Genomic DNA, 23,389 nt, shown 5'->3' with positions numbered 1-23,389 from the left:
GGGGTGCCGGCTGTCACCCGAATGCCGACGGGCCCCACCGACCTGAACAGTCGGTGGGGCCCGTGCATTCCGTCCGTGGACGGGGAGCTGAGCGGGGGTCAGGACCCGGCCGGGGTCAGTCCTCCTCGGCCAAGGTCAGCTCGACGCCGCCGGTGAAGCCGGCCGCCGCGTTGTAGATGAACGCGGAGAGGGTGGACAGCGCGGTCAGCAGGACGACGTCGACCACGGCGATCAGCGTGGTGAAGGTCATCACCTTGCCGAAGCCGATGTAGTCCATCAGGTTCACGCCGCCGCTGCTGTCGGAGCCGGTGACGTCCTTGAGGGTCTTGCTCAGGGAGTCGAAGACGCCGAGCGAGTCCAGCGTCATCCACAGCACGGCCGAGGCCACGATGATGATGATGCCGACGGCCAGCGACAGCAGGAAGCTGACCTTCATCACCGACCACGGGTCGACCTTGGTCACCCGCAGCCGGGCCTTGCGGGTCCGGCCGAGGCCCGGTCCGCCGGCCGCGGGCGCGGCGGCGGGACGGCGCGCCGCCCCGGGGACGGGGGTGCCGCCGGGCGGGGTGTTGCCGGAGGTCCGGGTGCCCCGGGCCGGGGTCGGCTGCCCCTTGGCGTAGGTGGTCGGCTGGGAGAAGCCCCCCGAGCCGGGCGCCGGGGTCCCCGGCGCCGGGGGCGTCTGGCCGCCGACCGGCGGCATCAGCGAGGTGGACGCGGTCGAGTGCTCGGTCGGCGGCTGCGGCACGCCGTACGAACCCCCGCCCTGCGCGCCCGGACGGCCGCCGGAGGTCCCTCCCGCAGCACCCGTGGCTCCACTCACCTGGTCCTCCCGCACTTCCACCAGGGCGGCGGCGCCGCCCTGCTTCGTCACTCGTCATCCAGCGCCCGGCGGGATTGCCCGGAACTGGTCGGCGTCCGGTGTCGCCACGCCCTCTGTGTGTGGACGCGGCGACACCGGTCTGCGGTTTCGGGTCAGGCCCCGGCGTCTCCGCCGATTGCCGTCTCCGTACCCTCGGCCGTCTCGGTGGCCTCGGTGGACTCGGTGCCAGCGACCTCGTCCTCCACCGTGTCCTCGTCCTCGGCCTCCGCGTTGCGGGCCATGCCCACGACCGCATCGCGCTTCCCGAGGTTGATCAGTTGGACGCCCATCGTGTCACGTCCGGTTTCACGAACCTCGGAAACCCTCGTGCGGATCACCCCACCCGAGAGGGTGATCGCCATGATCTCGTCGGTCTCGTCGACCACGAGCGCGCCGACCAGCGAACCCCGGCCCTCGACGATCTTCGCCGCCTTGGTGCCGTAGCCGCCGCGTCCCTGGACACGGTACTCGTCCACACCGGTGCGCTTGGCGTACCCGCCGTCGGTGGCGGTGAAGACGTAGGTGCCCGGACGGACGACGTTCATCGAGAGCAGCTCGTCGTCCTCCCGGAAGGCCATGCCCTTGACGCCGGATGTGGCGCGGCCGGTGGGCCGCAGGGCGTCGTCGGTCGCGGTGAAGCGGATCGACTGGGCCTTCTTGGAGACCAGCAGCAGGTCGTCCTCGGAGGAGACCAGCTCGGCGCCGATCAGCTCGTCGTCCCGGCCCTCCTCGTCCTGGCGCAGGTTGATCGCGATCAGGCCGCCGGAGCGCGGGGAGTCGTAGTCCTTCAGCGGGGACTTCTTCACCAGGCCGGCCCGGGTGGCGAGGACCAGGTACGGCTTGTCCTCGTACGTCCGGACGGCCATCACCTGGGCGATGTGCTCCTCCGGCTGGAAGGCCAGCAGGTTGGCGACGTGCTGGCCGCGGGCGTCGCGGCCGGCGTCCGGCAGCTCGTAGCCCTTGGCGCGGTAGACCCTGCCCTTGTTGGTGAAGAACAGGATCCAGTTGTGGGTCGTCGTCACGAAGAAGTGGTCGACGATGTCGTCCTGCTTCAGCTGGGCACCGCGCACGCCCTTGCCGCCGCGCTTCTGCGAGCGGTAGAGGTCGGAGCGGGTCCGCTTGACGTAGCCGCCACGGGTGATCGTGACGACGATGTCCTCCTCGGCGATGAGGTCCTCGATGGAGAGGTCGCCGTCGGAGGGGATGAGCATGGAGCGCCGGTCGTCGCCGTACTTCTCGACGATCGCGGTGAGCTCCTCGGAGATGATCTCCCGCTGGCGGGTCGGCGAGGCCAGGATCGCGTTGTACTCGTCGATCTTGCGCTGCAGCTCGTCGTGCTCGTCGGTGATCCGCTGGCGCTCCAGGGCGGCCAGGCGGCGCAGCTGCATCTCCAGGATGGCGTTGGCCTGGAGCTCGTCGATGTCGAGCAGGCCCATCAGGCCGGTGCGGGCGGCGTCGGCGCTCGCCGAGGCCCGGATCAGCGCGATGACCTCGTCGATCACGTCCAGGGCCTTGAGCAGGGCGCGCAGGATGTGCGCGCGCTCCTCGGCCTTGCGCAGCCGGAAGCGGGTGCGCCGGACGATGACCTCGACCTGGTGGTTGACCCAGTGCCGGATGAAGGCGTCCAGCGACAGGGTGCGCGGCACGCCGTCGACCAGGGCCAGCATGTTGGCGCCGAAGTTGGTCTGCAGCTCGGTGTGCTTGTACAGGTTGTTCAGCACGACCTTGGCGACCGCGTCGCGCTTGAGCACGACCACCAGGCGGGTGCCGGTGCGGGACGAGGACTCGTCGCGGACGTCCGCGATGCCGGCGATCTTGCCGTCCTTGACCAGGTCGGCGATCTTCAGCGCGAGGTTGTCCGGGTTGACCTGGTACGGCAGCTCGGTGATCACCAGGCACTGGCGGCCCTGGATCTCCTCGACCTCGACCACGGCGCGCATCGTGACCGAGCCGCGGCCGGTGCGGAAGTAGTCGTCGATGCCGCGACGGCCGACGATCAGCGCGCCGGTGGGGAAGTCGGGGCCCTTGATCCGCTCGATCAGGGCCTCCAGCAGCTCCTCGTTGGAGGCCTCCGGGTTCTCCAGGTACCAGAGCGCGCCGGAGGCGACCTCGCGGAGGTTGTGCGGCGGGATGTTGGTGGCCATGCCGACCGCGATGCCGGTGGCACCGTTGATCAGCAGGTTGGGGATGCGCGCCGGCAGGACGGTGGGCTCCTGCGAGCGGCCGTCGTAGTTGGCCGCGAAGTCGACGGTGTCCTCGTCGATGTCGCGCATCATCTCCATGGCCAGCGGCATCATCTTGCACTCGGTGTAGCGCATGGCCGCGGCCGGGTCGTTGCCCGGGGAGCCGAAGTTGCCGTTGCCGTCCACCAGCGGCATCCGCAGCGACCACGGCTGGGCCAGGCGGACCACGGTGTCGTAGATCGAGGTGTCACCGTGCGGGTGGTAGTTGCCCATCACGTCGCCGACGACGCGGGCGCACTTGTAGTAGCCCTTCTCCGGGCGGTACCCGCCGTCGTACATCGCGTAGAGCACGCGGCGGTGCACCGGCTTGAGGCCGTCGCGGACCTCGGGCAGCGCACGGCTGACGATCACGCTCATCGCGTAGTCGAGGTACGAGCGCTGCATCTCGGTTTCGAGCTCGACCGGCTCGATCCGCATGGTCGCCTGGGCGGTGGCCTCGGCGGCCTCGGGGGTCTCGGGCTGTTCGCCTTCGGGACGGTTGTCGTCGACCACTGGTGGTCAGTTTCCTTTCACGCGGACTGGTACGTGCGGGGCCTGGGGTGCAGGCGTCACACGTCCAGGAAGCGGACGTCCTTGGCGTTGCGCTGGATGAAGGAGCGGCGGGCCTCGACGTCCTCGCCCATCAGCACGGAGAACAGCTCGTCGGCGCGGGCGGCGTCCTCCAGGGTGACCTGGAGCAGCAGCCGGTGCTCGGCGTCCATGGTGGTGACGCGGAGCTCCTCGGCGTTCATCTCGCCGAGACCCTTGAAGCGCTGGATCGCGTCGTCCTTGGGGAGCCGGCGCCCGGCCTCCACGCCGGCCGCGATCAGCGCGTCGCGCTCGCGGTCGGAGTAGGCGTACTCGAAGTCGTCCTTGCCCCACTTGATCTTGTACAGCGGGGGCATGGCCAGGTAGACGTACCCGGCCTCGACCAGCGGCCGCATGAAGCGGAACAGCAGCGTCAGCAGCAGGGTGCGGATGTGCTGACCGTCGACGTCGGCGTCGGCCATCAGCACGATCTTGTGGTACCGCAGCTTGGACTCGTCGTAGTCCTCCTGGATGCCGCAGCCGAAGGCCGAGATCAGCGCCTGGACCTCGGTGTTCTGCAGCACCTTGTCGATCCGGGCCTTCTCGACGTTCAGGATCTTGCCGCGGATCGGCAGGATGGCCTGGGTGCGCGGGTCACGGCCCTGCTTGGCCGAGCCGCCGGCGGAGTCACCCTCGACGATGAAGATCTCGCACTCGGACGGGTCCTTGGACTGGCAGTCCGAGAGCTTGCCCGGCAGCGAGGCGGACTCCAGCAGGCCCTTGCGGCGGGTGAGGTCGCGGGCCTTGCGGGCGGCGACGCGCGCGGTGGCGGCCTGGATGGACTTGCGGATGATGTCCGCGGCCTCGTTGGGGTTGCGGTCCAGCCAGTCGTTCAGGTGCTCGTGGACGACCTTCTGGACGAAGGTCTTGGCCTCGGTGTTGCCGAGCTTGTCCTTGGTCTGGCCCTCGAACTGCGGCTCGCCGAGCTTGACCGAGATGATCGCGGTCAGGCCCTCGCGGATGTCCTCGCCGGAGAGGTTGTCGTCCTTCTCGCGGAGCAGCTTCTTGTCGCGCGCGTAGCGGTTGACCAGACCGGTCAGGGCCGCGCGGAAGCCCTCCTCGTGGGTGCCGCCGCCGTGGGTGTGGATGGTGTTCGCGAAGCTGTAGACACCCTCGGTGTAGGAGGTGTTCCACTGCATCGCGATCTCCACCGAGATCGCCTTGTCCTTGTCCTCCGCCTCGAAGTCGATCACCGAGGGGTGGATGACCTCGCCCTTGCGGGAGTTGAGGTGGGCGACGAAGTCGGCGATGCCGCCGTCGTACTTGTACGTGACGGTGAGCGGCTTGCCCTCCTCGTCCACGTGCTCCGGGCGCTCGTCGGTCAGCGAGATCGACAGGCCCTTGTTGAGGAAGGCCATCTCCTGGAAGCGCCGGGAGAGCGTCTCGAAGGAGTAGACGGTGGTCTCGAAGATGTCGGCGTCGGCCCAGAAGGTGACGCTGGTGCCGGTGCGGTCGGCCTCCTCGGCGGCCAGCTCGGTGCTCGCCAGGGCGGCGGTCGGGGCGCCCATCTTGTAGTCCTGGGTCCAGCGGCGGCCGTCCCGGAGGATCTCGACGGAGAGCCGGGTGGACAGCGCGTTCACCACGGAGACGCCGACGCCGTGCAGACCGCCGGAGACCGCGTAGCCGCCGCCGCCGAACTTGCCGCCGGCGTGCAGGACGGTGAGGACGACCTCGACGGCCGGCTTCTCCTGACCGGGGACGATGTCCACCGGGATGCCGCGGCCGTTGTCGACGCAGCGGACCGCGCCGTCGGGCAGGATCGTGACGTCGATGTGCGTGGCGTACCCGGCCATCGCCTCGTCGACGGAGTTGTCCACGACCTCCTGCACCAGGTGGTGCAGGCCGCGCTCGCCGGTGGAACCGATGTACATGCCGGGGCGCTTGCGGACGGCGTCGAGGCCTTCCAGCACCTGGATGTTGCTACCGGTGTAGGAAGCCTGGTCGGACTGGTCTGGGGTCTGGCTGGGGTTGCCGGAATCGGCCACGAAGCGCCCTCTCTGGCACAGCACGGGCCGCATTCCCGCCCCGTGCGGGCGAGCGTGCGACCACGGCGTTTCGACTCGGTTGCCACTAGCAACAGTGTTTGGCTCTCAGTCTACCGGTACGACTGACAGAGATGGGCGTTTGGCAGCCCTTGAAGGCAGATACGCCGCCCTGAATCCCCTCTGCACATGTCCCGATACTCGCCCGGGGGCCCCAGAGCGCCTGGGAGGGCTGTCAGGGGTTCCGGAAGATCGGCATCCGATCGGCACGGGGCGGGCGCCGGGGCGACACCGCGCCGGCACCCGTCAGCCCCAGGTGTCGCCCGGCCCCTTGCTCCCCGGCGCGCGCAGCCGGCCGTAGCCGCGGGCGGGCGCCGCGGGGCCCAGCACCTTGATGGTCTTCACCGTGCCGTGGCCCAGCTCGTGGTTCAGACGGGCCACCAACTGCCGCGCCAGCCAGCGAAGTTGGGTGGCCCAGGCGGTGGAGTCGCACTGCACGGTGAGCACCGCGGCGGCCTCGTCGTAGGAGGAGGGGTGGCAGTGCGCGGCGATGTCCGGGCCGACGATCTGCGGCCAGCGGCCCATCACGCCGCCGACGGCGGCCGAGGACTCCCAGCCGCGCTCGGTCAGCAGCCGGTTCAGCGCGGCGCCCAGCGGGACCGGGTCGCGGCCGTCCGAACGGGCACCGCTGCGCAGACCGTGCCGCTTCGCCTCGCGCTTCTCCCGGACCTGCTCGCCGCGCTGCTTGGCCTGGGCCCGGGCCGCCCGCAGCGCGGAGCGGGCGAGGTCGGCACCGGTCGGCTCGGGGGCCCCGGGCCCGGGGGCGCCGGGCTTCGGGGCGCCGGGCTTGGGGGAGTGCTCCGCCGACTCGCTCACGGCGATCTCCTTTCCCCAGCCTGTGGACAACGGTCGCGGTCACGCGCCCGCCGAGCCGTCCAGCCTACGGGAGTACTCGGACGCCGCGGATCGCGGTGGGCCCGGGGGAGCGCGACGGGGGTCGTGGAACGGGTGCGCGGTCAGCCGTCGACGCGGCGCACGGCGCCGTCGGACACCGCGAACCGGGCGCCGGCCAGCGCCTTCGGGACGTCCTCGGCGACCGCCGCGGTCACCAGCACCTGCTCGCCGTCGGCCACCAGTTCGGCCAGCCGGTCCCGGCGGGCGGCGTCCAGCTCGGCGAACACGTCGTCCAGGATCAGCACCGGCTCACCGCCGTCGGAGCGCAGCAGCTCGTACGAGGCCAGCCGCAGCGCCAGCGCGTACGACCAGGACTCGCCGTGGCTGGCGTAGCCCTTGGCGGGCATCGGGCCGAGTTTGAGCCCCAGCTCGTCGCGGTGCGGGCCGACCAGGGTGAGGCCGCGGTCGACCTCCTGCTTGCGGACCGCCTGCAGCGCGCCCAGCAGCTGCTCCTCGGCCTGTTCGCGGCTGGTCGGCAGCTCGCCCTCGAAGGAGCTGCGGTACTCCAGGGCGGTCTCGCCGCCGCCGGGGGCCAGCTGCCCGTAGGCGGCCGTCACCAGCGGCTGCAGGGCGGCCACCAGCTGGATCCGGAAGGCCGTCAACTCGGCTCCGGCGCGGGCCAGGTGGCCGTCCCAGACCTCCAGGGTGGAGAGGTCCGCGCCCTTGCCGCCGCCCGCCCGACGGGCCATCGCGGCGGTCTTCAGCAGGGCGTTGCGCTGCTTGAGCACCCGCTCGTAGTCCTGCCGCACGCCGGCCAGCCGGGGCGCACGGGCCGTCAGCAGCTCGTCCAGGAAGCGCCGGCGCTCGCCCGGGTCGCCCTTGACCAGGCTGAGGTCCTCGGGGGCGAACAGCACGGTGCGCAACAGACCCAGCACGTCGCGCGGGCGGACGTTGTCGGAGCGGTTGATCCGGGCGCGGTTGGCCTTGCCGGGGGTGAGTTCCAGCTCGACCAGGGTGGACCGGCCGCGGTCCACCACCGAGGTGCGGATCACCGCCCGCTCGGCGCCCAGCCGGATCAGCGGGGCGTCGGTGGCGACCCGGTGGCTGCCCAGGGTGGCGACGTAGCCGATCGCCTCGACCAGGTTGGTCTTGCCCTGGCCGTTGGGCCCCACGAAGGCCGTCACGCCCGGGTCGAGGGGAACCTCGGCCCGGGCGTACGACCGGAAGTCGGCGAGCGACAGGTGCGCGACGTGCATGGCTGTGGACTGCGCCCGCCTTCTGTGGATGAACCGGGGCCGCGCCCCGGTGGGGCCGGTCCCCGGAGGGAACTACTTCGACTCGACCGCGTGGCCGCCGAACTGGTTGCGCAGCGCGGCGATCATCTTCATCTGCGGCGAGTCGTCCTGGCGGGACGCGAAGCGGGCGAACAGCGAGGCGGTGATCGCCGGCAGCGGCACGGCGTGGTCGATCGCGGCCTCGACGGTCCATCGGCCCTCGCCGGAGTCGGCGGCCCAGCCGCGCAGCTTGGCCAGGTGCTCGTCCTCGTCCAGGGCGCGGACGGCCAGGTCCAGCAGCCAGGAGCGGATGACGGTGCCCTCCTGCCAGCTGCGGAAGACCTCGCGCACGTCGGTGACCTCGGGCGCGGCCTCCAGCAGCTCCCAGCCCTCGGCGAAGGCCTGCATCATCGCGTACTCGATGCCGTTGTGGACCATCTTGGCGAAGTGGCCGGCGCCCACCGCGCCCGCGTGCACCGAGCCGAAGTCGCCCTCGGGCTTGAGCGCGTCGAAGACCGGCTGGACCCGCGCGACGTGCTCGGCGTCGCCGCCGTACATCAGCGCGTAGCCGTTCTCCAGGCCCCAGACGCCGCCGGAGACGCCGCAGTCGACGAAGCCGATGCCCTTGGCGGCCAGCGCCTCGGCGTGCTTGACGTCGTCGGTCCAGCGGGAGTTGCCGCCGTCGACGACCACGTCGCCGGGGGAGAGCAGCTCGGCGAGCTCGTCGACGGTCGCCTGGGTGGCGGCGCCGGCCGGGACCATCACCCAGACCACGCGCGGGCCCTGCAGCTTGGTGACGAGTTCCTGCAGGCTCTCGACGTCGGAGATGTCCGGATTGCGGTCGTAGCCGATGACGGTGTGGCCGGCGCGGCGGATCCGCTCGCGCATGTTGCCGCCCATCTTGCCGAGACCGATGAGGCCGAGCTCCATGACCAAGTCCTTACCTGTGGTGACGTGCCTGGCGGCGGCGCCGTTGCCGCACTCCCTGAGCCTACGCGCTGAACCACCGGCTCCCGCCTGTGGTCGGGCCGAGCGGGGGAGACGTCCACAGGCTGTGCACAGCGGGTGTGCACAGCCTGTGGACGGTCACGCGGAAGCGGAGCGGATCGGCGGATCAGCCGGAGAGGCGGACCGGCATGATCAGGTACTGGTACGCCTTGTCCTCCTCGGCGTCCACCGAGACCTTGCCGCTGAGCAGGGCGGGCTTGGTCGGGGTGGTGAAGCTCAGCTGGGCGTAGGCGGAGTCGATGGCCTTGAGGCCCTCCTCCAGGTAGCCCGGGTTGAAGGCGATCGAGATGGCGTCGCCCTCCAGGGAGGCCTCGATCCGCTCGGTGGCCTGGGCGTCGTCGCCCGAGCCGGCCTCCAGCGTCAGCACGCCCTCCTCGAAGTTGAGGCGGACCGGGGTGTTGCGCTCGGCGACCAGCGAGACGCGCTTGAGCGCCTCCAGGAAGGGCTGGGTCTGGATCGCGGCGATCGCGTTGAACTCGGTCGGGAAGAGGCTGCGGAACTTGGGGAACTCGCCCTCCAGCAGCCGCGTGGTGGTCCGGCGGCCGGCGCCCTCGAAGCCGATCAGGCCCTCGCCCGCGCCGCCCGAGGAGAGCGCGATGGAGACGTTGTCGCCGCTGCCCAGGGACTTGGCGATGTCCTGCAGGGTCTTGGCCGGCACCAGGGCGACCGCGGAGATGTCCGACTGCTCGGGCTTCCACAGCAGCTCGCGGACGGCGAAGCGGTAGCGGTCGGTGGCGGCCAGGGTGATCCGGTCGCCCTCGATCTCGACCCGGACACCGGTGAGCACCGGCAGGGTGTCGTCCCGGCCGGCGGCGACCGCGGCCTGGCTGACGGCCGAGGCGAAGACGTCCCCGGAGACGGTGCCGGTGGCGGTCGGCATCTGGGGCAGGGCCGGGTACTCGTCGACCGGGAGGGTGGGCAGGGTGAAGCGGGAGCTGCCGCACACCACGCTGACCCGCTGGCCGTCGGTGGAGATCTCCACAGGCCTGTTGGGAAGGTTGCGGGAGATGTCGTTCAGCAGTCGACCGGAGACCAGGACGGTGCCGGCCTCCTCGACGTCGGCCTCCAGCTCGACCCGGGCCGAGACCTCGTAGTCGAAGCCGGACAGCGCCAGGCTGCCCTCCTGCGCCGTCAGCAGCAGGCCGGCCAGCACCGGCACCGGCGGCCGTGCCGGGAGGCTGCGGGCAGCCCAGGCCACCGCCTCCGCGAGGACGTCACGCTCCACCCGGAACTTCACCGGTAACCGCCTCCTGGATCGAGCGCTCCCGCTCGCACTCTGGTTCGTCTGATCTTGATCGTCGGTCGGGCTGTCCGCCGAGCTCTGCCCGCTCTGCTTCCAGTCGCAAGGACAGTCTGACGTACTCCGCCGACAGACGGGGCAGACGGGCGGAAGCAAGCCGAACAGATGTCGGGGCGCGGTTGTCCACAGATTTCGGGCCCACCCACTTTGAAAGCAGGTTCACGGTCTATCTGTGTAGTGGTAGTAGTAGGGCCTGTGGAAACCGTGGATAACCCCGTTTCCGCAGGTCAGGGCCCGGATTTTGTCCACAGCGCATGTGGACGGCGGCTGTGGACGGGCAGGCCGCGCTGTGGACAGCCGAGCGTTACCCACAGGGCACGCAGGGTATCCACAGGTTATCCCCAGGGCTATCCCCAGATCCGGGCCCGGTTATCCACGGGCGCCGGTCAACTTTTCGTGACGCCTTTCACACCAGGGTATGAACGACAGCACACGGTTGTCGAACTGTGGACGCCGCTGTGGACAACCTGGGGATAACCCGCCCCGGCCTGGGGACAACCGGTGGATAACCCGGACGGCCCACTGGCGGGCCGTCAATTGTCCACACCCTGTGGATAACCGTTGTGCACAAGTCCACAGGCACCTGACCTGCGCGGAAGAGCGTAGCGGGGACGGGCTTGTGGACGAATTCTGGATAACTCCGGGCTCCCCGGCCTGTGGACGGCCGGGAGGGTGCCCCGCCTGTGGACAACGGCCTTGCGCGCCCCGGGTGTTCGAATCACCGGTCAGTTGTTCGGCGCGGGCTGTGGACTGGCACACCGTCCGTCGACGGCATTCCTGCCCGGCCGGCGGCGGTCGCACACCTGTGGATGCGCGAAAAGGGCGTCAGGATCGCTCCTGACGCCCTCGGGCCGCGGTGCGCGGCGGTGGCTAGCTCTTGATGCGGTTGGTGAGTTCGGTGACCTGGTTGTAGATCGAGCGCCGCTCGGCCATCAGCGAGCGGATCTTGCGGTCGGCGTGCATCACCGTGGTGTGGTCCCGGCCGCCGAACTGCGCGCCGATCTTCGGCAGTGACAGGTCGGTGAGCTCCCGGCACAGGTACATCGCGATCTGGCGGGCCGTCACCAGGACGCGGCTGCGCGAGGATCCGCAGAGGTCGTCCACGCCCAGGCCGAAGTAGGCGGCGGTCTGCTGCATGATGACCTGCGCGGTGATCTCCGGCCCCGCGTCCTCGTCGCCGCCGGGGATCAGGTCCTTGAGGACGATCCCGGCCAGCTCCAGGTCCACCGGCGCCCGGTTGAGGTTGGCGAAGGCGGTGACCCGGATCAGGGCGCCCTCCAACTCCCGGATGTTGCGGGTGATCCGGGACGCGATGAACTCCAGGACGTCGGCGGGAGCGTTGAGTTGCTCCTGGATCGCCTTCTTGCGCAGGATCGCGATCCGGGTCTCCAGCTCCGGCGGGGTGACGTCGGTGATCAGACCCCACTCGAAGCGGTTGCGCAGCCGGTCCTCCAGCGTGGTCAGCAGCTTGGGCGGCCGGTCCGAGGACAGCACGATCTGCTTGTTCGCGTTGTGGAGGGTGTTGAAGGTGTGGAAGAACTCCTCCTGCGTGGACTCCTTGCTCGCGAGGAACTGGACGTCGTCCACGAGCAGGATGTCCATGTCCCGGTAGCGGCGGCGGAAGGTGTCCGCCTTGCCGTCCCGGATCGAGTTGATGAACTCGTTGGTGAACTCCTCGGAGGACACGTAGCGCACCCGGGTGCCCGGGAAGAGGCTGCGCGAGTAGTGCCCGATGGCGTGCAGCAGGTGGGTCTTGCCCAGCCCGGACTCGCCGTAGATGAAGAGCGGGTTGTACGCCTTGGCCGGGGCCTCGGCGACCGCCACCGCCGCCGCGTGCGCGAAGCGGTTGCTCGCGCCGATGACGAAGGTGTCGAACAGGTACTTGGGGTTCAGCCGCGCGGCCGGTTCGTCCTTGCGGGAGCCGCCGGCCGGGGGAGCGCCGGGCGGGGCGGGCACGCCGGGGACGGCGGGACGCTCGCCCGGCCGCTCCGGGGCCGCCTTCTCGGCCGGGCGGCCGCCGGTGGGGCGGGAGCCGGCGGAACGGCGGCCGGCGCCGCCGCGGGGCTGCTCGTTCGGGCCGGGGCCGTAGGCGCCGCCGAAGAGGTCGCCCTGGGTGGTCGCGGGCGGGCCCGGCAGGGGCCGCGGCGCCGTACGGGGCGCGGGCTCCTCGTGCTCGTAGGAGGCGGGCGGCTGGTCCTGGTAGCCCGGCCAGCCCTGCGGGCCGGCGGAGGGGCCGCCGTAGGGGGCCGGACGCTGCTCGTAGCCGCCGGTGTCGTAGCGGGGGCGCTCGTAGTCCTGCTCGTACGGCTGGTCCTGCTCGTACCGCTGCCGCTGTTCGTAGGGCTGGTCCTGCTCGTACGGCTGCTGGTAGTCCTGGCCGCCGTAGCCCCCGGTGTCCTCGGCGGGACCGGGGTAGGGCTCGGCGGGGGCCTGGGGGGCGGGCGCGGGGGTGGTCGGCACGGCGTTGGCGTCGACCATCACGGCGATCCGGACCGGGCGGCTGAGCTCGCGGCTGAGGGCCTCGGTCAGCTGCGGCAGCAGCCGGCCCTCCAGCACCTGCTTGGCCCGCTCGTTCGGGGTCGCCAGCAGGGCGGTGTCGTGCATCATCCACATCGGCTGGGTGCGCTGCACCCACTGCTTGTCCATCTCCCCGACATCGGGGTCGCTGACCAGCCGCTCGACGACCCTGGCCCAGACCGGGACGAGGTCGCTGTTGACATCAGCCACTGGTGCACGCTTTCCAAGAACAAACCAGACAAGTTCTGCAACGGTAGTCAGCGAACAGGGCGGGATCAAGTCGTTGTCCACAGGCTGTGGGTAAAGCGGGCCGGAGAGGCCGGTTTGACCCTCGTGCCCCGTCCCGCGTACCGTAACCAGGTCGAGTTGTCGATGGCCGCTGCCGCATGTCCGCGGGTCCGCCCGCTCCATAAGGCGCGCAGCACGGGCGCCGTGGATTGCCTCAGACCCCAGCCGAACTGGGGCGATGGGCCGGATTTCCGAATTCAGGGGAGATCACGCGGACGCACGGTGACGGCCAAGCGACTCCCCGTCATCCTACGATTCACCTCAGGAGCCCCCGAGTGAGCAAGCGCACCTTCCAGCCGAACAACCGTCGTCGCGCGAAGACCCACGGCTTCCGGCTGCGTATGCGTACCCGCGCCGGCCGCGCCATCCTGGCTGCCCGCCGTGGCAAGGGCCGCGCCAGCCTGTCCGCCTGATCCGCGCCAGAGTCTGTCGTGCTGCCCTCCGAGAATCGGCTGCGGCGGCGCCAGGACTTCGCGACCGCGGTGAAACGCGGTCGCCGGGCCGGCCGGCCCCTTCTGGTCGTCCATCTCAGCAGAGAGGGTGACCCTCAGGGGCAGACCGACCGGACCAGCGACTCCCGCCCGCACGTCGCCGAGGGGACTCCTTCGGCGCGTGCGGGTTTCGTCGTGAGCAAGGCCGTTGGTCCGGCGGTCGTCCGCAATCTGGTGAAGCGCAGGTTGCGTCATCTCGTTCGTGATCGTCTGTCCAGGCTGCCCGCCGGTAGCCTGATAGTGGTGCGTGCGCTGCCCCAGGCCGCGTCCGCCTCGTACCAGGACCTCGAACGGGACCTGGACGCGGCGCTGAAGCGGTTGCTGAGGGCCGAGCCCGCCGCCACGGCGCCGACGGGAGCAGGGCGATGAAGTACCTGCTGATGGGTCTGATCAGGGTCTACCAGTGGACGATCAGCCCACTGCTGGGTCCCGTGTGCCGTTACTACCCCTCCTGCTCGCACTACGGCTACGAGGCCGTGAAGGTACACGGGGCGGTCAAGGGCGGCGGTCTGACCGTGTGGCGCATCCTGCGCTGCAATCCATGGACGCCCGGCGGGGTCGATCACGTCCCGCCGCGCAAGCATCCGGTGTGGCACCGCCGGCTGCGTGATCTTCTGAGCCCCCAGAGCGGGACCGCCGAGCCGGAGCCGGTGGCGAAGCCCGATGCCCAAGGAGTCTGACCGGTGACCTTCGGTTTTCTGAGTCCCCTCTACACAGCAGTGTCCTGGATCATCGTCCAGTTCCACTCGCTGTACAGCCACATCTTCGACCCGGACGGTGGCTGGGCCTGGGGTCTGTCCATCGCCTCGATGGTGGTCGTCATCCGGATCTGCCTGATCCCGCTCTTCGTGAAGCAGATCAAGGCGACCCGGGCCATGCAGGCGATCCAGCCGAAGATGAAGGCCATCCAGGAGCGCTACAAGAACGACCGCCAGCGCCAGTCCGAAGAGATGATGAAGCTGTACAAGGAGGCGGGTACCAACCCGTTCTCCAGCTGCCTTCCCATCATCGTGCAGGCGCCGTTCTTCACCGCGCTCTACGGCGTGCTGGCCAAGGTGGCCAAGGGCCAGGACATCGGCGTCATCCACGGTGACCTGCTGGTGAGCGCCGGCAAGGCGCACATCTTCGGCGCCCCGCTCTCCGCGACCTTCCTCGGCAGCAGCGAGACCAGCGTCAAGATCGTCACCGCGGTGATGATCATCCTGATGTCGCTGTCGCAGTTCGTCACCCAGCGCCAGCTGATGACCAAGAACGTCGACCTCACGGTCAAGACGCCGTTCATGCAGCAGCAGAAGATGCTGATGTACGTCTTCCCGGTGATGTTCGCCGTGATGGGCATCAACTTCCCCGTCGGTGTCCTGGTCTACTGGCTGACCACCAACGTGTGGTCGATGGGCCAGCAGCTGATCGTCATCCACAACAACCCGACCCCGGGCAGCAAGGCCTTCCAGGAGCGCCAGGCGCGGCTGAAGAAGGCCGGCCGGCTGCGTCCGGACGGCACGGAGATCAAGGGCGCGCTCTGGGGCATCCTGCCCCCGTCCAAGGAGGCCCTCAGCGCCGCGTCGAGTGCGTCCGCGGTGGTCGAGGAGTCGGTGCAGGCGCGCCGCCAGCAGCCCCGTCGGCAGAGCAAGTCGCAGCGCCAGCACGGTGGCGCCGGTCACGCGACGGCCGAGCTGAGCAAGGACATCCCGGCCGAGGAACCCGCCGACGCCGTCCCGGCCGAGCCGGAGACCAAGCCGACGGCTGCCAAGCAGGCCGCGGCCAAGCCGACCGGTACCAAGCAGGGCACCCGGCAGCAGCCGAAGCGCGGTGGCGGCCAGCGGCCGAAGAAGAAGTCCTGACCGGCCCCGGGCCTGTTGTGACAGCCGCGAAGAGCTTCGTTCCCGGCCCGCCAGACGGGCCCATCTCCGAAGGAGTCCATCAGTGACGGAAGGCACCACCTCCGCCATCGAGGCCGAGGCCGCCGCCAGCGCCGACGAGAGCCTCATCACCCGCCTGGAGCAGGAGGGGGACATCGCGGCGGACTACCTGGAGGGTCTGCTCGACATCGCGGACCTCGACGGTGACATCGACATGGACGTCGAGGGCGACCGCGCCCTGGTCTCCATCGTCAGCGACGGCAACGACCGCGCGCTGCAGCGCCTGGTCGGCCAGGACGGCGAGGTGTTGGAGGCGCTGCAGGAGCTGACCCGGTTGGCTGTCCACCGGGAGACCGGCGAGCGCAGCCGCCTCATGCTGGACATTGCCGGCTTCCGGGCCCGCAAGCGTTCGGAGCTGGCCACGCTCGGTGCCCAGGCGGCCGAGCAGGCGAAGAGCAGCGGCGAGCAGGTCAAGCTGCGTCCGATGACGCCGTTCGAGCGCAAGGTCGTCCACGACGCGGTCGCCGCGGCCGGTCTGCGCAGCGAGTCGGAGGGCGAAGAGCCCCAGCGGTGCGTGGTCGTGCTGCCGGCCTGAGGCCGGCGGATCGATGACCGGCCGCGGTGGCGGCCGGAGAGCTTCACCGGACGCGACCCCGTCCGCCTCGTGCGGGCGGGGTCGTCGTCCCTTCCGCGGGCAGCGGCCCGGCGGGAGACGTTTCACGTGAAACAGTGCGTTGAGCGGGTCGGTGGATCCGGGGATCGGAGAGGTCGAGATGGACACGGAGAACGCGGCTGCCGGCCGGCCGGGGGCGGACGTGGATCCGGCCGCCGAGGGGCGGGCCGCCGAGGTGGTGGCGCCGCCGGAGGCCCCGGCCGTCGCCCGGGAGGTCTTCGGCGACCGTTACGACGCCGCCGTCCGGTACACCGAGCTGCTGGCGACCGCCGGTGTCCAGCGCGGGCTGATCGGTCCGCGTGAGGTGCCCCGGCTCTGGGACCGCCACGTCCTCAACTGCGCGGTGCTGGCCGAGCTGCTGCCCGCTGGCACCAGCCTGTGCGACGTCGGCTCCGGCGCCGGCCTGCCCGGCATCCCGGTGGCGCTGGCCCGTCCGGACGTCTCGGTGACGCTGCTGGAGCCGCTGCTGCGCCGGACCACCTTCCTGGAGGAGGTCGTCCGGGAGCTGGGGCTGGAGAACGTCACGGTGCTGCGCGGCCGCGCCGAGGAGATGGTCGGCAAGCTCGCGGTGGACGTGGTGACCGCCCGGGCGGTGGCGCCGATGGAGCGGCTGGCCGGCTGGGGCCTGCCGTTGCTGCGTCCGCACGGTCAGATGCTGGCGCTCAAGGGGGACAGCGCCGAGCAGGAGCTGGCCGACTCGCGCGCCGGGCTGGCCAAGCTGGGCGCGGTCGAGTGGAGCGTGATCGAGGTCGGTGCCGGCACCCTGGAGACCTCCACCCGGGTGGTCCAGGTCAAGGCGGGGGAGAGCCCCGGCGGTGTGAAGGCCGCGACCCGGCGGGCCAAGGCGGCCCGGGCGGGCCGCACCGCGAGCGCCCGCAACGGCGAGCGCGGCCGGGGCGGGCGGCGCCGCGCCCGCTGAGCGGGTGGCGCGGAAGACGTACGGAGACGGGCGGACGGGCCTCCTGGACGGGAGGCGCGTCCGCCCGTCGTCGTCCGGGTGACCAGCGGGACGACTCCGGGGCACCGGAGTGTCGCAACGTCAGATTTCCGGCAAACCGGGCATGGTGTTTCACGTGAAACGTCGCTCCTTGCTCTCGGGCATCCTCCGCCGTGACCGGGCGGCGACTGTTGCCGCTCCGGTTTCACGTGAAACACTGACCTCCATGCAGGACTCGGAGACCATCGACCAGATCGATGACACGCCCATCGCGCGGGCTGCCCAGGCTGCGGTTCAGGCGATCGGCCGAGCGGGTGAGGGGCTTCCCCGGCCCGCCGCGACCCGGGTGATCGTGGTCGCGAACCAGAAGGGTGGGGTGGGCAAGACCACCACCACCGTGAACATGGCCGCCTCGCTGGCCATGCACGGCCTGCGCGTCCTGGTCGTCGACCTCGACCCGCAGGGCAACGCCTCCACGGCACTGGGCATCGACCACCACGCCGAGGTGCCGTCCATCTACGACGTCCTGGTGGAGGGCAAGCCCCTGGCCGACGTTGTGCAGCCGGTGCACGACGTCGAGGGGCTGTTCTGCGTCCCCGCCACCATCGACCTGGCCGGCGCCGAGATCGAGTTGGTCTCCCTGGTGGCCCGGGAGAGCCGGCTCCAGCGCGCCATCGCGGCTTACGAGCAGCCGTTGGACTACATCCTGATCGACTGTCCCCCCTCGCTGGGCCTGCTGACGGTCAACGCCCTGGTCGCCGGCCAGGAGGTGCTGATCCCGATCCAGTGCGAGTACTACGCACTGGAGGGCCTCGGCCAGCTGCTGCGGAACGTCGAGCTGGTGCGCGCGCACCTCAACCCCGCGCTGCACGTGTCGACGATCCTGCTCACCATGTACGACGCCCGGACCCGGCTGGCCGCCCAGGTCGCCGAGGAGGTCCGGACCCACTTCCAGCAAGAGGTGTTGAGCACGGCGATCCCGCGCTCGGTACGCATCTCGGAGGCGCCCAGCTACGGGCAGACGGTGCTCACCTACGACCCGGGTTCGACCGGGGCGCTCTCCTACCTGGAGGCCGCCCGCGAGCTCGCGCTGCGTGCGGTGGGCCAGGGCGGCTCGCTGGTGGGTCAGCAGCGGGACGGCCAGCAGGGGCACGACGCCCCGGTGGCACAGCACGGCACGACGGAGGGTCATCAGTGAGTGGTCGCAGGGGTCTGGGTCGAGGGCTGGAGGCGCTGATCCGCCCCGCCGCGCCGGTGGACGGCGGGGTGGCGGCGAAGCCTGCGACGGCCACGCCCGCACCGGCCTCGGTGGTGGCGAACGGCGCGCCGACGCCGGCCACGGTGCCGCCGCTGCCGGGTGGCCGCGGCACGGTGGCGGCCCGGGCGGCCGCGGAGAAGCAGGCCGAGCAGGCGCAGCCGGCGGGTGCCTACTTCGCCGAGCTGCCGCTGGACGCGATCACCCCCAACCCGCGCCAGCCGCGTGACGTCTTCGACCCCGACAAGCTGGCCGAGCTGGTCACCTCCATCAAGGAGGTCGGTCTGCTCCAGCCGATCGTGGTGCGCCAGGCCGGGGCCGACAGCTTCGAGCTGATCATGGGCGAGCGCCGCTGGCGGGCCTCCCGGGAGGCCGGGCTGGACCGGATCCCGGCGATCGTCCGGGCCACCGAGGACGACAAGCTGCTGCTGGACGCCCTGCTGGAGAACCTGCACCGGGCCGAGCTGAACCCGCTGGAGGAGGCTGCCGCCTACGACCAGCTGCTGCGGGACTTCTCCTGCACCCACGAGGAGCTGGCCGACCGGATCGGCCGCTCGCGCGCCCACGTCTCCAACACCCTGCGGCTGATGAAGCTCGCGCCGTCCGTCCAGGTCCGGCTGGTGGCCGGAACGCTGATGGCGGGGCACGCCCGCGCGCTGCTCGCGGTGCCGGACCCCGAGCAGCAGGAGCGGCTGGCCGCGCGGATCATCGCCGAGGGCCTCACCGTGCGCAACGTGGAGGAGATCGTCGTCCTGATGCGCGCCGAGGAGGAGGCGGACAAGCCCAGGCGCCAGACGCCCAAGGCGGGCAAGCTGCTCTCCCCTGCCTTCAGCGACCTGGCGAGCCGGCTGTCGGACCGCTTCGACACCCGGGTGAAGGTCGAGGTCTCTCAGCGCGGCGGCAAGCTGGGCAAGGGCAAGGTGGTGCTGGAGTTCGGTTCGGTCGAGGACCTCAACCGGATCCTGGACAGCATGGCCCCCGGTGAGGACGGTCTGCGGCTGTCGCAGGGCTGAGCCGGGCTCCGGGCCCGGGTGCACCGACCCGATGGGTGCATGCTTCACGTGAGCGCTGTTTCACGTGAAACATGCACCCATCGGTGTTCGTGGGGGAATGCTCGACCGTGAAGTGGAGGAGGAGGTGCGGGCATGGGACGCCGGATCGCTCCGCTGACGCTGGACAACCTCGGGGACCTGCCGGACGGCTGCCGCTCCTGTGTGTTCTGGGAGCTGGACCCGGTCAGCGCCAAGGCGGCGGTGGAGTCCGGGAAGACGGAGTCGGAGAAGGAGGGGTGGATCTCCACGGTGCTGCTGGAGTGGGGTTCCTGCGGTCGGATCGTCTACGTGGACGACCGGCCCGCGGGGTTCGTGCTCTACGCGCCGCCCGCCTACGTCCCCCGCTCGCAGTCCTTCCCGACCAGCCCGGTCTCACCGGACGCCGTTCAGCTGATGGTCAGCCGGGTGCTGCCGGGCTACCAGCGCCAGGGGCTGGGCCGGGTGCTGGTGCAGACGGTGGCCAAGGACCTGATCGGGCGGGGGGTCCGGGCGATCGAGGCCTTCGGCTCGGCCGGACGGTCGCCGACCAGCTGCGTGCTGCCGGCCGATCACCTGCTGGCGGTCGGCTTCAAGACCGTCCGGCCGCACGCCCGCTACCCGCGGCTGCGGCTGGAGGCGCGGACGACGCTCTCCTGGCGGGGGGACGTGGAGGGGGCGCTGGAGCGGCTGCTCGGCGGTGGGCGCAAGGAGCCGGCGCTGCGGCCCTTCTGAGCCGCGCGGGAGGCGACGGCCGGAAGAGGGCCGGAAACGGGACGGAAAACGGCGGCGGGGCTCCCGGATGGGGAGCCCCGCCGCCGCGCGGTCGACGATCCGACGACCTAGATGAAGCCGTCCAGCTCGCGCAGCAGCGCGGCCTTCGGACGGGCACCGGTGATGGACTTCACCGGCTCGCCGCCCTTGTAGAGGATCAGGGTCGGGATCGAGATGACGCCGTACTGGGCGGCGGTCGCCTGGTTGGCGTCCACGTCGAGCTTGGCGATGGTCAGCTTGTCGGCGTGCTCGGCCGCGATCTCGTCCAGGATCGGGGCGACCTGGCGGCACGGGCCGCACCAGGTGGCCCAGAAGTCGACCAGCACGGGCTTGTCGCTGTCCAGGACGTCGGACTGGAAGGTCGCGTCGGTGACGGTGGTGGTGGCGCCGGCCACGGGGACTCCTCGGGTTCGGACGGAGGGGGCTGCTGCCAGGAGAACAACGGGCGGGCCCGTTCTGTTTCTGCCCGGCGGGGTGCGGGGGTGTTACGGGGGGGGGGCGGGTCAGACCGCCACGGTGGCGGCCTGGGCCTCCAGGTCGTCCAGCGCGGCGAGGTAGCGCTCGGCGTCGAGGGCCGAGGAGCAGCCGGTGCCGGCGGCGGTGATGGCCTGGCGGTAGGTGTGGTCCACGACGTCGCCGGCGCCGAACACGCCCGGGATGTTGGTCCGGGTCGAGGGGGCCTCGACCTTGAGGTAGCCCTCGGCGTCGAGGTCCAGCTGGCCCTTGAACAGCTCGGTGCGCGGGTCGTGGCCGATCGCGATGAACAGGCCGGTGACGGCCAGCTCGCGGGTCTCACCGGTGGTGGTGTCGCGCAGGGTGACGCCGGTCAGCTTCGGGTCGCCGTGGATGGCCTCGACCGCGCTGTCCCACTCGAAGCGGATCTTCGGGTCGGCGAAGGCGCGTTCCTGCATCGCCTTGGAGGCGCGCAGGGTGTCCCGGCGGTGGATGATCGTGACGCTCTTGGCGAAGCGAGAGAGGAAGGTCGCCTCCTCCAGGGCGGTGTCACCGCCGCCGACCACCGCGATGTCCTGGTCGCGGAAGAAGAAGCCGTCGCAGGTCGCGCACCAGGAGACGCCGCGCCCGGAGAGCTTGTCCTCGTTCGGCAGGCCGAGCTTGCGGTGCTGGGAGCCGGTGGTGACGATCACGGCACGGGCCTTGTGCACGTTGCCCTCGGAGTCGGTGACGGTCTTGACGTCACCGGTGAGGTCGACCGCGACGATGTCGTCGGGGATCAGCTCGGCGCCGAAGCGCTCGGCCTGGGCCCGCATGTTGTCCATCAGTTCGGGGCCCATGATGCCGTCCCGGAAGCCCGGGAAGTTCTCGACCTCGGTGGTGTTCATCAGCGCGCCACCGGCGGTGACGGCCCCCTCGAAGACCAGCGGCTTGAGGGAGGCACGGGCCGTGTAGAGCGCAGCCGTGTACCCGGCCGGGCCGGAACCGATGATGATCACGTTACGGACGTCGCTCACTGCTTCTCCTGGTTCGCATCGCGACCCGCGTTTGCTGCGGGGAGGGCGGTCCTGCTCCGCCGCCCGGGACAACGACTGACCAGTGTCTCGCATTCCCAGGCGGATCAGTACCAGGCGCCCGAACTCCGGAAGCGGCGTGCCGCACTGGGCGTGGATCGCATGGGAACCGCTGGTCAGCGACTGGGAACGCTCTGGTGCAGGACGATCCGGCCGCAGTCGGGGGCGCGCAGGTAGACGTCCACGAGGTCGGGCCGGCCGGGCACGGGGTAGACCAGGACGTCCACCGGGGCGCCGTCGAAGCTGCCCCGGTCGGTGGCCACCGGGGCGCCGGGGGCGGGGGCCGGGCAGCCCGGCGACGGGGCGGGGGAGGCGGAGGAGGACGGAGCGGGGGAGGAGAGCTCCGGCCGGGCGCCCTCGGCGGGCAGGACGCTCTGGGGCTCGGCCTGCCCGGTCGGCTGCGGTCCCGGTGCGGTGGCGGCGTTCCCCGAGCGGGCCAGCAGCTGCTGGATCTGGGTGGCGAGCACGTCGGCCCGGTAGACGGTGCCGGCGCTCGCCGCGTGCGGGGTGCGGCCGTTCTGCGCCGCGGCGGCGGTGGTGTCCGCCGGGGCCCCCGCACTGACCGCGGTGCCGCCGGCCCGGTCGTCGGGGTGGAGCAGCACCGCCCCGCCGATGCCGACGGCGGCCAGGGCGGCGGCGGCACCGAGCAGCAGCGCGAACCGCCGGCGGGGGCGCGGGCGGCCGGGCCCGGTGGGGGCCGCGGGCCGGGACGACGGCGCGGAGCGTCCCGAGGCCGCGCGGGCGGGCGGAGCCGGAGTGCCGGGACGGCGGCCGGGAGAGGGCTCCTGCGGGCCCGCCACGGCCGCGTGGCGGGCGCCGGGCGCGGCGTCCGGGGCGTCGGCCGCCCCGGGCACGTCGGTGGCTTCGTCGCCGGCCTCGGCGGCGGCGCGCGCCAGCGCGGCGTCCAGTCGGGCGGCGACGTCGGCGGGCATCGGCGGGGTCTCGACGGTGCCGAGCAGTTCCTGGACCTCGGCGAGGGCGTCGACGGTCTCCCGGCACTCGGCGCAGTCGGCGAGGTGCCGGTGCAGTGCCTCGACGGCCGCGGGGGAGTCGATCAGCCCTTCGGCGAGGTCGGCGAGTTCGTCGACCGGGGGGTGCCCCCCGGCGTGGTCGGGGGAGGAGGGGGTGGCGGTCATCGTGTGCTCGCGTCTCCTTCCAGCATCGTCCGACCGGTGCTCGGGCCTGTCCCTCTGACGGTGCGGGGGCCCGTCGGGTTCCCCGGGGTGCCCCGCCCCGGTGGGGCCGAGCCCGGGGCGCCCGGTGTTTCACGTGAAACATCCGGCCCGCCGCCCTCGTGCAGGTGCCGCACCAGCGGGAGCAACCGGGCCCGGCCGCGTGCGCAGCGGCTCTTCACGGTGCCCACCGGGACGCCCAGCAGCTCGGCGGCCTCGGCGACCGGGTAGCCCTGCATGTCGACCAGCACCAGCGCGGCCCGCTGTTCGGGGGGCAGTTCGTCGAGCGCCGCGGTCACCTCGCGGTGCAGCTCGGCCCGGACCACCGGGGAGTCGGCCGGCTCGGCGGTGCCGACCAGGGTGTCGAGCCGCTGCGGGTCCTCGTCGAGCGGGGTGGTGCGGCGGGTGGCGCTGCGCCGGGCGCGGTCCAGGCAGGCGTTGACCACGATCCGGTGCAGCCAGGTGGTGACGGCCGAGCGGCCCTGGAACCCGGCGGCGGCGCGGAAGGCGGAGACCAGGGCGTCCTGGAGCGCGTCGGCGGCCTCCTCGCGGTCGCCCAGGGTGCGCAGGGCGACTGCCCAGAGCCGGTCGCGGTGGCGGTTCACCAGCAGTCCGAAGGCCTCCCGGTCACCGGCGACGTGCCGGGCGAGCAACGCCGCGTCGTCGTCCGTCCGGTTCACGCTGTCCGCCACCGCCACCTCTTCGTCTCGCCGTGCGGGTGTCGCCCCACGGCCCGCTGCGG

21 protein-coding genes are annotated in these 23,389 nt (G+C 71.5%); 9 read left to right on the top strand and 12 right to left on the bottom strand.

Features of this window, described 5'->3' with window-relative positions; translation table 11 throughout:
- Nucleotides 1-115: 115 nt before the first annotated feature.
- The 8 genes from ACIGG8_RS21535 to dnaA form a co-directional block, all read right to left on the bottom strand.
- A complete protein-coding gene (locus ACIGG8_RS21535; RefSeq protein WP_396549871.1) occupies nt 116-871 on the bottom strand; it encodes a DUF3566 domain-containing protein in 756 nt (251 codons plus the stop codon).
- A gap of 101 nt (nt 872-972) precedes the next feature.
- Nucleotides 973-3,519: a DNA gyrase subunit A gene (gyrA, locus tag ACIGG8_RS21530; protein WP_396549916.1), complete on the bottom strand. Its 2,547-nt coding sequence runs from the start codon at nt 3,517-3,519 to the stop codon at nt 973-975.
- Between the two features lie 131 nt (nt 3,520-3,650).
- Nucleotides 3,651-5,678 carry a DNA topoisomerase (ATP-hydrolyzing) subunit B gene (gyrB, locus tag ACIGG8_RS21525; protein WP_350526569.1) on the bottom strand — a complete coding sequence of 676 codons (2,028 nt, stop codon included), beginning with the start codon at nt 5,676-5,678 and terminating at the stop codon, nt 3,651-3,653.
- A 279-nt stretch (nt 5,679-5,957) separates the two neighbouring features.
- Nucleotides 5,958-6,527 carry a DUF721 domain-containing protein gene (locus tag ACIGG8_RS21520; RefSeq protein ID WP_396549868.1) on the bottom strand — a complete coding sequence of 190 codons (570 nt, stop codon included), beginning with the start codon at nt 6,525-6,527 and terminating at the stop codon, nt 5,958-5,960.
- Nucleotides 6,528-6,667: 140 nt separating this feature from the next.
- A complete protein-coding gene (gene recF, locus ACIGG8_RS21515) occupies nt 6,668-7,801 on the bottom strand; it encodes a DNA replication/repair protein RecF (RefSeq protein WP_396549866.1) in 1,134 nt (377 codons plus the stop codon).
- A gap of 72 nt (nt 7,802-7,873) precedes the next feature.
- Nucleotides 7,874-8,749: a phosphogluconate dehydrogenase (NAD(+)-dependent, decarboxylating) gene (gnd, locus tag ACIGG8_RS21510; protein ID WP_350526571.1), complete on the bottom strand. Its 876-nt coding sequence runs from the start codon at nt 8,747-8,749 to the stop codon at nt 7,874-7,876.
- A 184-nt stretch (nt 8,750-8,933) separates the two neighbouring features.
- Nucleotides 8,934-10,064 carry a DNA polymerase III subunit beta gene (gene dnaN / locus ACIGG8_RS21505; protein ID WP_350526572.1) on the bottom strand — a complete coding sequence of 377 codons (1,131 nt, stop codon included), beginning with the start codon at nt 10,062-10,064 and terminating at the stop codon, nt 8,934-8,936.
- A gap of 933 nt (nt 10,065-10,997) precedes the next feature.
- Nucleotides 10,998-12,854 (bottom strand): chromosomal replication initiator protein DnaA, encoded by a 1,857-nt coding sequence (gene dnaA / locus ACIGG8_RS21500; RefSeq protein ID WP_396549864.1) that lies wholly within the window; start codon nt 12,852-12,854, stop codon nt 10,998-11,000.
- A 353-nt stretch (nt 12,855-13,207) separates the two neighbouring features.
- Here dnaA and rpmH point away from each other — a divergent pair, with 353 nt between their 5' ends.
- The 9 genes from rpmH (at nt 13,208) to ACIGG8_RS21455 (ending at nt 19,910) form a co-directional block, all read left to right on the top strand.
- Nucleotides 13,208-13,345: a 50S ribosomal protein L34 gene (gene rpmH / locus ACIGG8_RS21495; protein WP_030059672.1), complete on the top strand. Its 138-nt coding sequence runs from the start codon at nt 13,208-13,210 to the stop codon at nt 13,343-13,345.
- Between the two features lie 18 nt (nt 13,346-13,363).
- Nucleotides 13,364-13,792, top strand: a complete 429-nt coding sequence (rnpA, locus tag ACIGG8_RS21490) for a ribonuclease P protein component (protein WP_350526574.1) — start codon at nt 13,364-13,366, stop codon at nt 13,790-13,792.
- Entirely contained in the window at nt 13,789-14,103 is a 315-nt protein-coding gene (gene yidD, locus ACIGG8_RS21485) for a membrane protein insertion efficiency factor YidD (protein ID WP_350526575.1), read from the top strand. The genes rnpA and yidD overlap by 4 nt, the downstream gene beginning before the upstream one ends.
- 3 nt (nt 14,104-14,106) lie before the next feature.
- Nucleotides 14,107-15,264, top strand: coding sequence for a membrane protein insertase YidC (gene yidC, locus ACIGG8_RS21480; protein ID WP_396549862.1), 1,158 nt, complete (start codon nt 14,107-14,109; stop codon nt 15,262-15,264).
- A gap of 82 nt (nt 15,265-15,346) precedes the next feature.
- Complete coding sequence (locus ACIGG8_RS21475; RefSeq protein ID WP_396549860.1) at nt 15,347-15,877, top strand: protein jag; 531 nt, start codon at nt 15,347-15,349, stop codon at nt 15,875-15,877.
- Between the two features lie 178 nt (nt 15,878-16,055).
- The gene (gene rsmG, locus ACIGG8_RS21470; RefSeq protein ID WP_396549858.1) at nt 16,056-16,874 is read left to right on the top strand and encodes a 16S rRNA (guanine(527)-N(7))-methyltransferase RsmG; all 819 of its coding nucleotides are present in this window, start codon (nt 16,056-16,058) and stop codon (nt 16,872-16,874) included.
- Between the two features lie 271 nt (nt 16,875-17,145).
- Entirely contained in the window at nt 17,146-18,090 is a 945-nt protein-coding gene (locus tag ACIGG8_RS21465) for a ParA family protein (protein WP_350526582.1), read from the top strand.
- Nucleotides 18,087-19,160 (top strand): ParB/RepB/Spo0J family partition protein, encoded by a 1,074-nt coding sequence (locus ACIGG8_RS21460; RefSeq protein ID WP_396549857.1) that lies wholly within the window; start codon nt 18,087-18,089, stop codon nt 19,158-19,160. Before ACIGG8_RS21465 ends, ACIGG8_RS21460 begins: the two co-directional genes overlap by 4 nt.
- A gap of 132 nt (nt 19,161-19,292) precedes the next feature.
- Nucleotides 19,293-19,910 (top strand): GNAT family N-acetyltransferase, encoded by a 618-nt coding sequence (locus ACIGG8_RS21455; protein WP_350526580.1) that lies wholly within the window; start codon nt 19,293-19,295, stop codon nt 19,908-19,910.
- A gap of 107 nt (nt 19,911-20,017) precedes the next feature.
- Here the strand turns inward: ACIGG8_RS21455 and trxA are convergent, their stop codons facing one another.
- The 4 genes from trxA to sigM form a co-directional block, all read right to left on the bottom strand.
- Nucleotides 20,018-20,344 carry a thioredoxin gene (trxA, locus tag ACIGG8_RS21450; RefSeq protein ID WP_350525915.1) on the bottom strand — a complete coding sequence of 109 codons (327 nt, stop codon included), beginning with the start codon at nt 20,342-20,344 and terminating at the stop codon, nt 20,018-20,020.
- A 108-nt stretch (nt 20,345-20,452) separates the two neighbouring features.
- The gene (trxB, locus tag ACIGG8_RS21445) at nt 20,453-21,418 is read right to left on the bottom strand and encodes a thioredoxin-disulfide reductase (protein ID WP_350525916.1); all 966 of its coding nucleotides are present in this window, start codon (nt 21,416-21,418) and stop codon (nt 20,453-20,455) included.
- Between the two features lie 173 nt (nt 21,419-21,591).
- Complete coding sequence (locus tag ACIGG8_RS21440; RefSeq protein ID WP_396549855.1) at nt 21,592-22,611, bottom strand: hypothetical protein; 1,020 nt, start codon at nt 22,609-22,611, stop codon at nt 21,592-21,594.
- A complete protein-coding gene (gene sigM, locus ACIGG8_RS21435) occupies nt 22,608-23,345 on the bottom strand; it encodes an RNA polymerase sigma factor SigM (protein ID WP_396549853.1) in 738 nt (245 codons plus the stop codon). The genes ACIGG8_RS21440 and sigM overlap by 4 nt, the downstream gene beginning before the upstream one ends.
- Nucleotides 23,346-23,389 lie beyond the last annotated feature (44 nt).

Source organism: Kitasatospora sp. NPDC085464 (genome assembly GCF_044541955.1).
Lineage (GTDB): Bacteria > Actinomycetota > Actinomycetes > Streptomycetales > Streptomycetaceae > Kitasatospora.
The sequence above is the reverse complement of the archived record's forward strand: the minus strand, read 5'-3'. Positions and strand labels throughout refer to the sequence as shown.

Coding starts and splice junctions, on each gene's coding strand:
- gnd (WP_350526571.1), bottom strand. CDS start 8,749: ATGGAGCTCGGCCTCATCGGTCTCGGCAAGATGGGCGGCAACATGCGC.
- rsmG (WP_396549858.1), top strand. CDS start 16,056: ATGGACACGGAGAACGCGGCTGCCGGCCGGCCGGGGGCGGACGTGGAT.
- gyrA (WP_396549916.1), bottom strand. CDS start 3,519: ATGCGGATCGAGCCGGTCGAGCTCGAAACCGAGATGCAGCGCTCGTAC.
- yidD (WP_350526575.1), top strand. CDS start 13,789: ATGAAGTACCTGCTGATGGGTCTGATCAGGGTCTACCAGTGGACGATC.
- ACIGG8_RS21440 (WP_396549855.1), bottom strand. CDS start 22,611: ATGACCGCCACCCCCTCCTCCCCCGACCACGCCGGGGGGCACCCCCCG.
- ACIGG8_RS21455 (WP_350526580.1), top strand. CDS start 19,293: ATGGGACGCCGGATCGCTCCGCTGACGCTGGACAACCTCGGGGACCTG.
- recF (WP_396549866.1), bottom strand. CDS start 7,801: ATGCACGTCGCGCACCTGTCGCTCGCCGACTTCCGGTCGTACGCCCGG.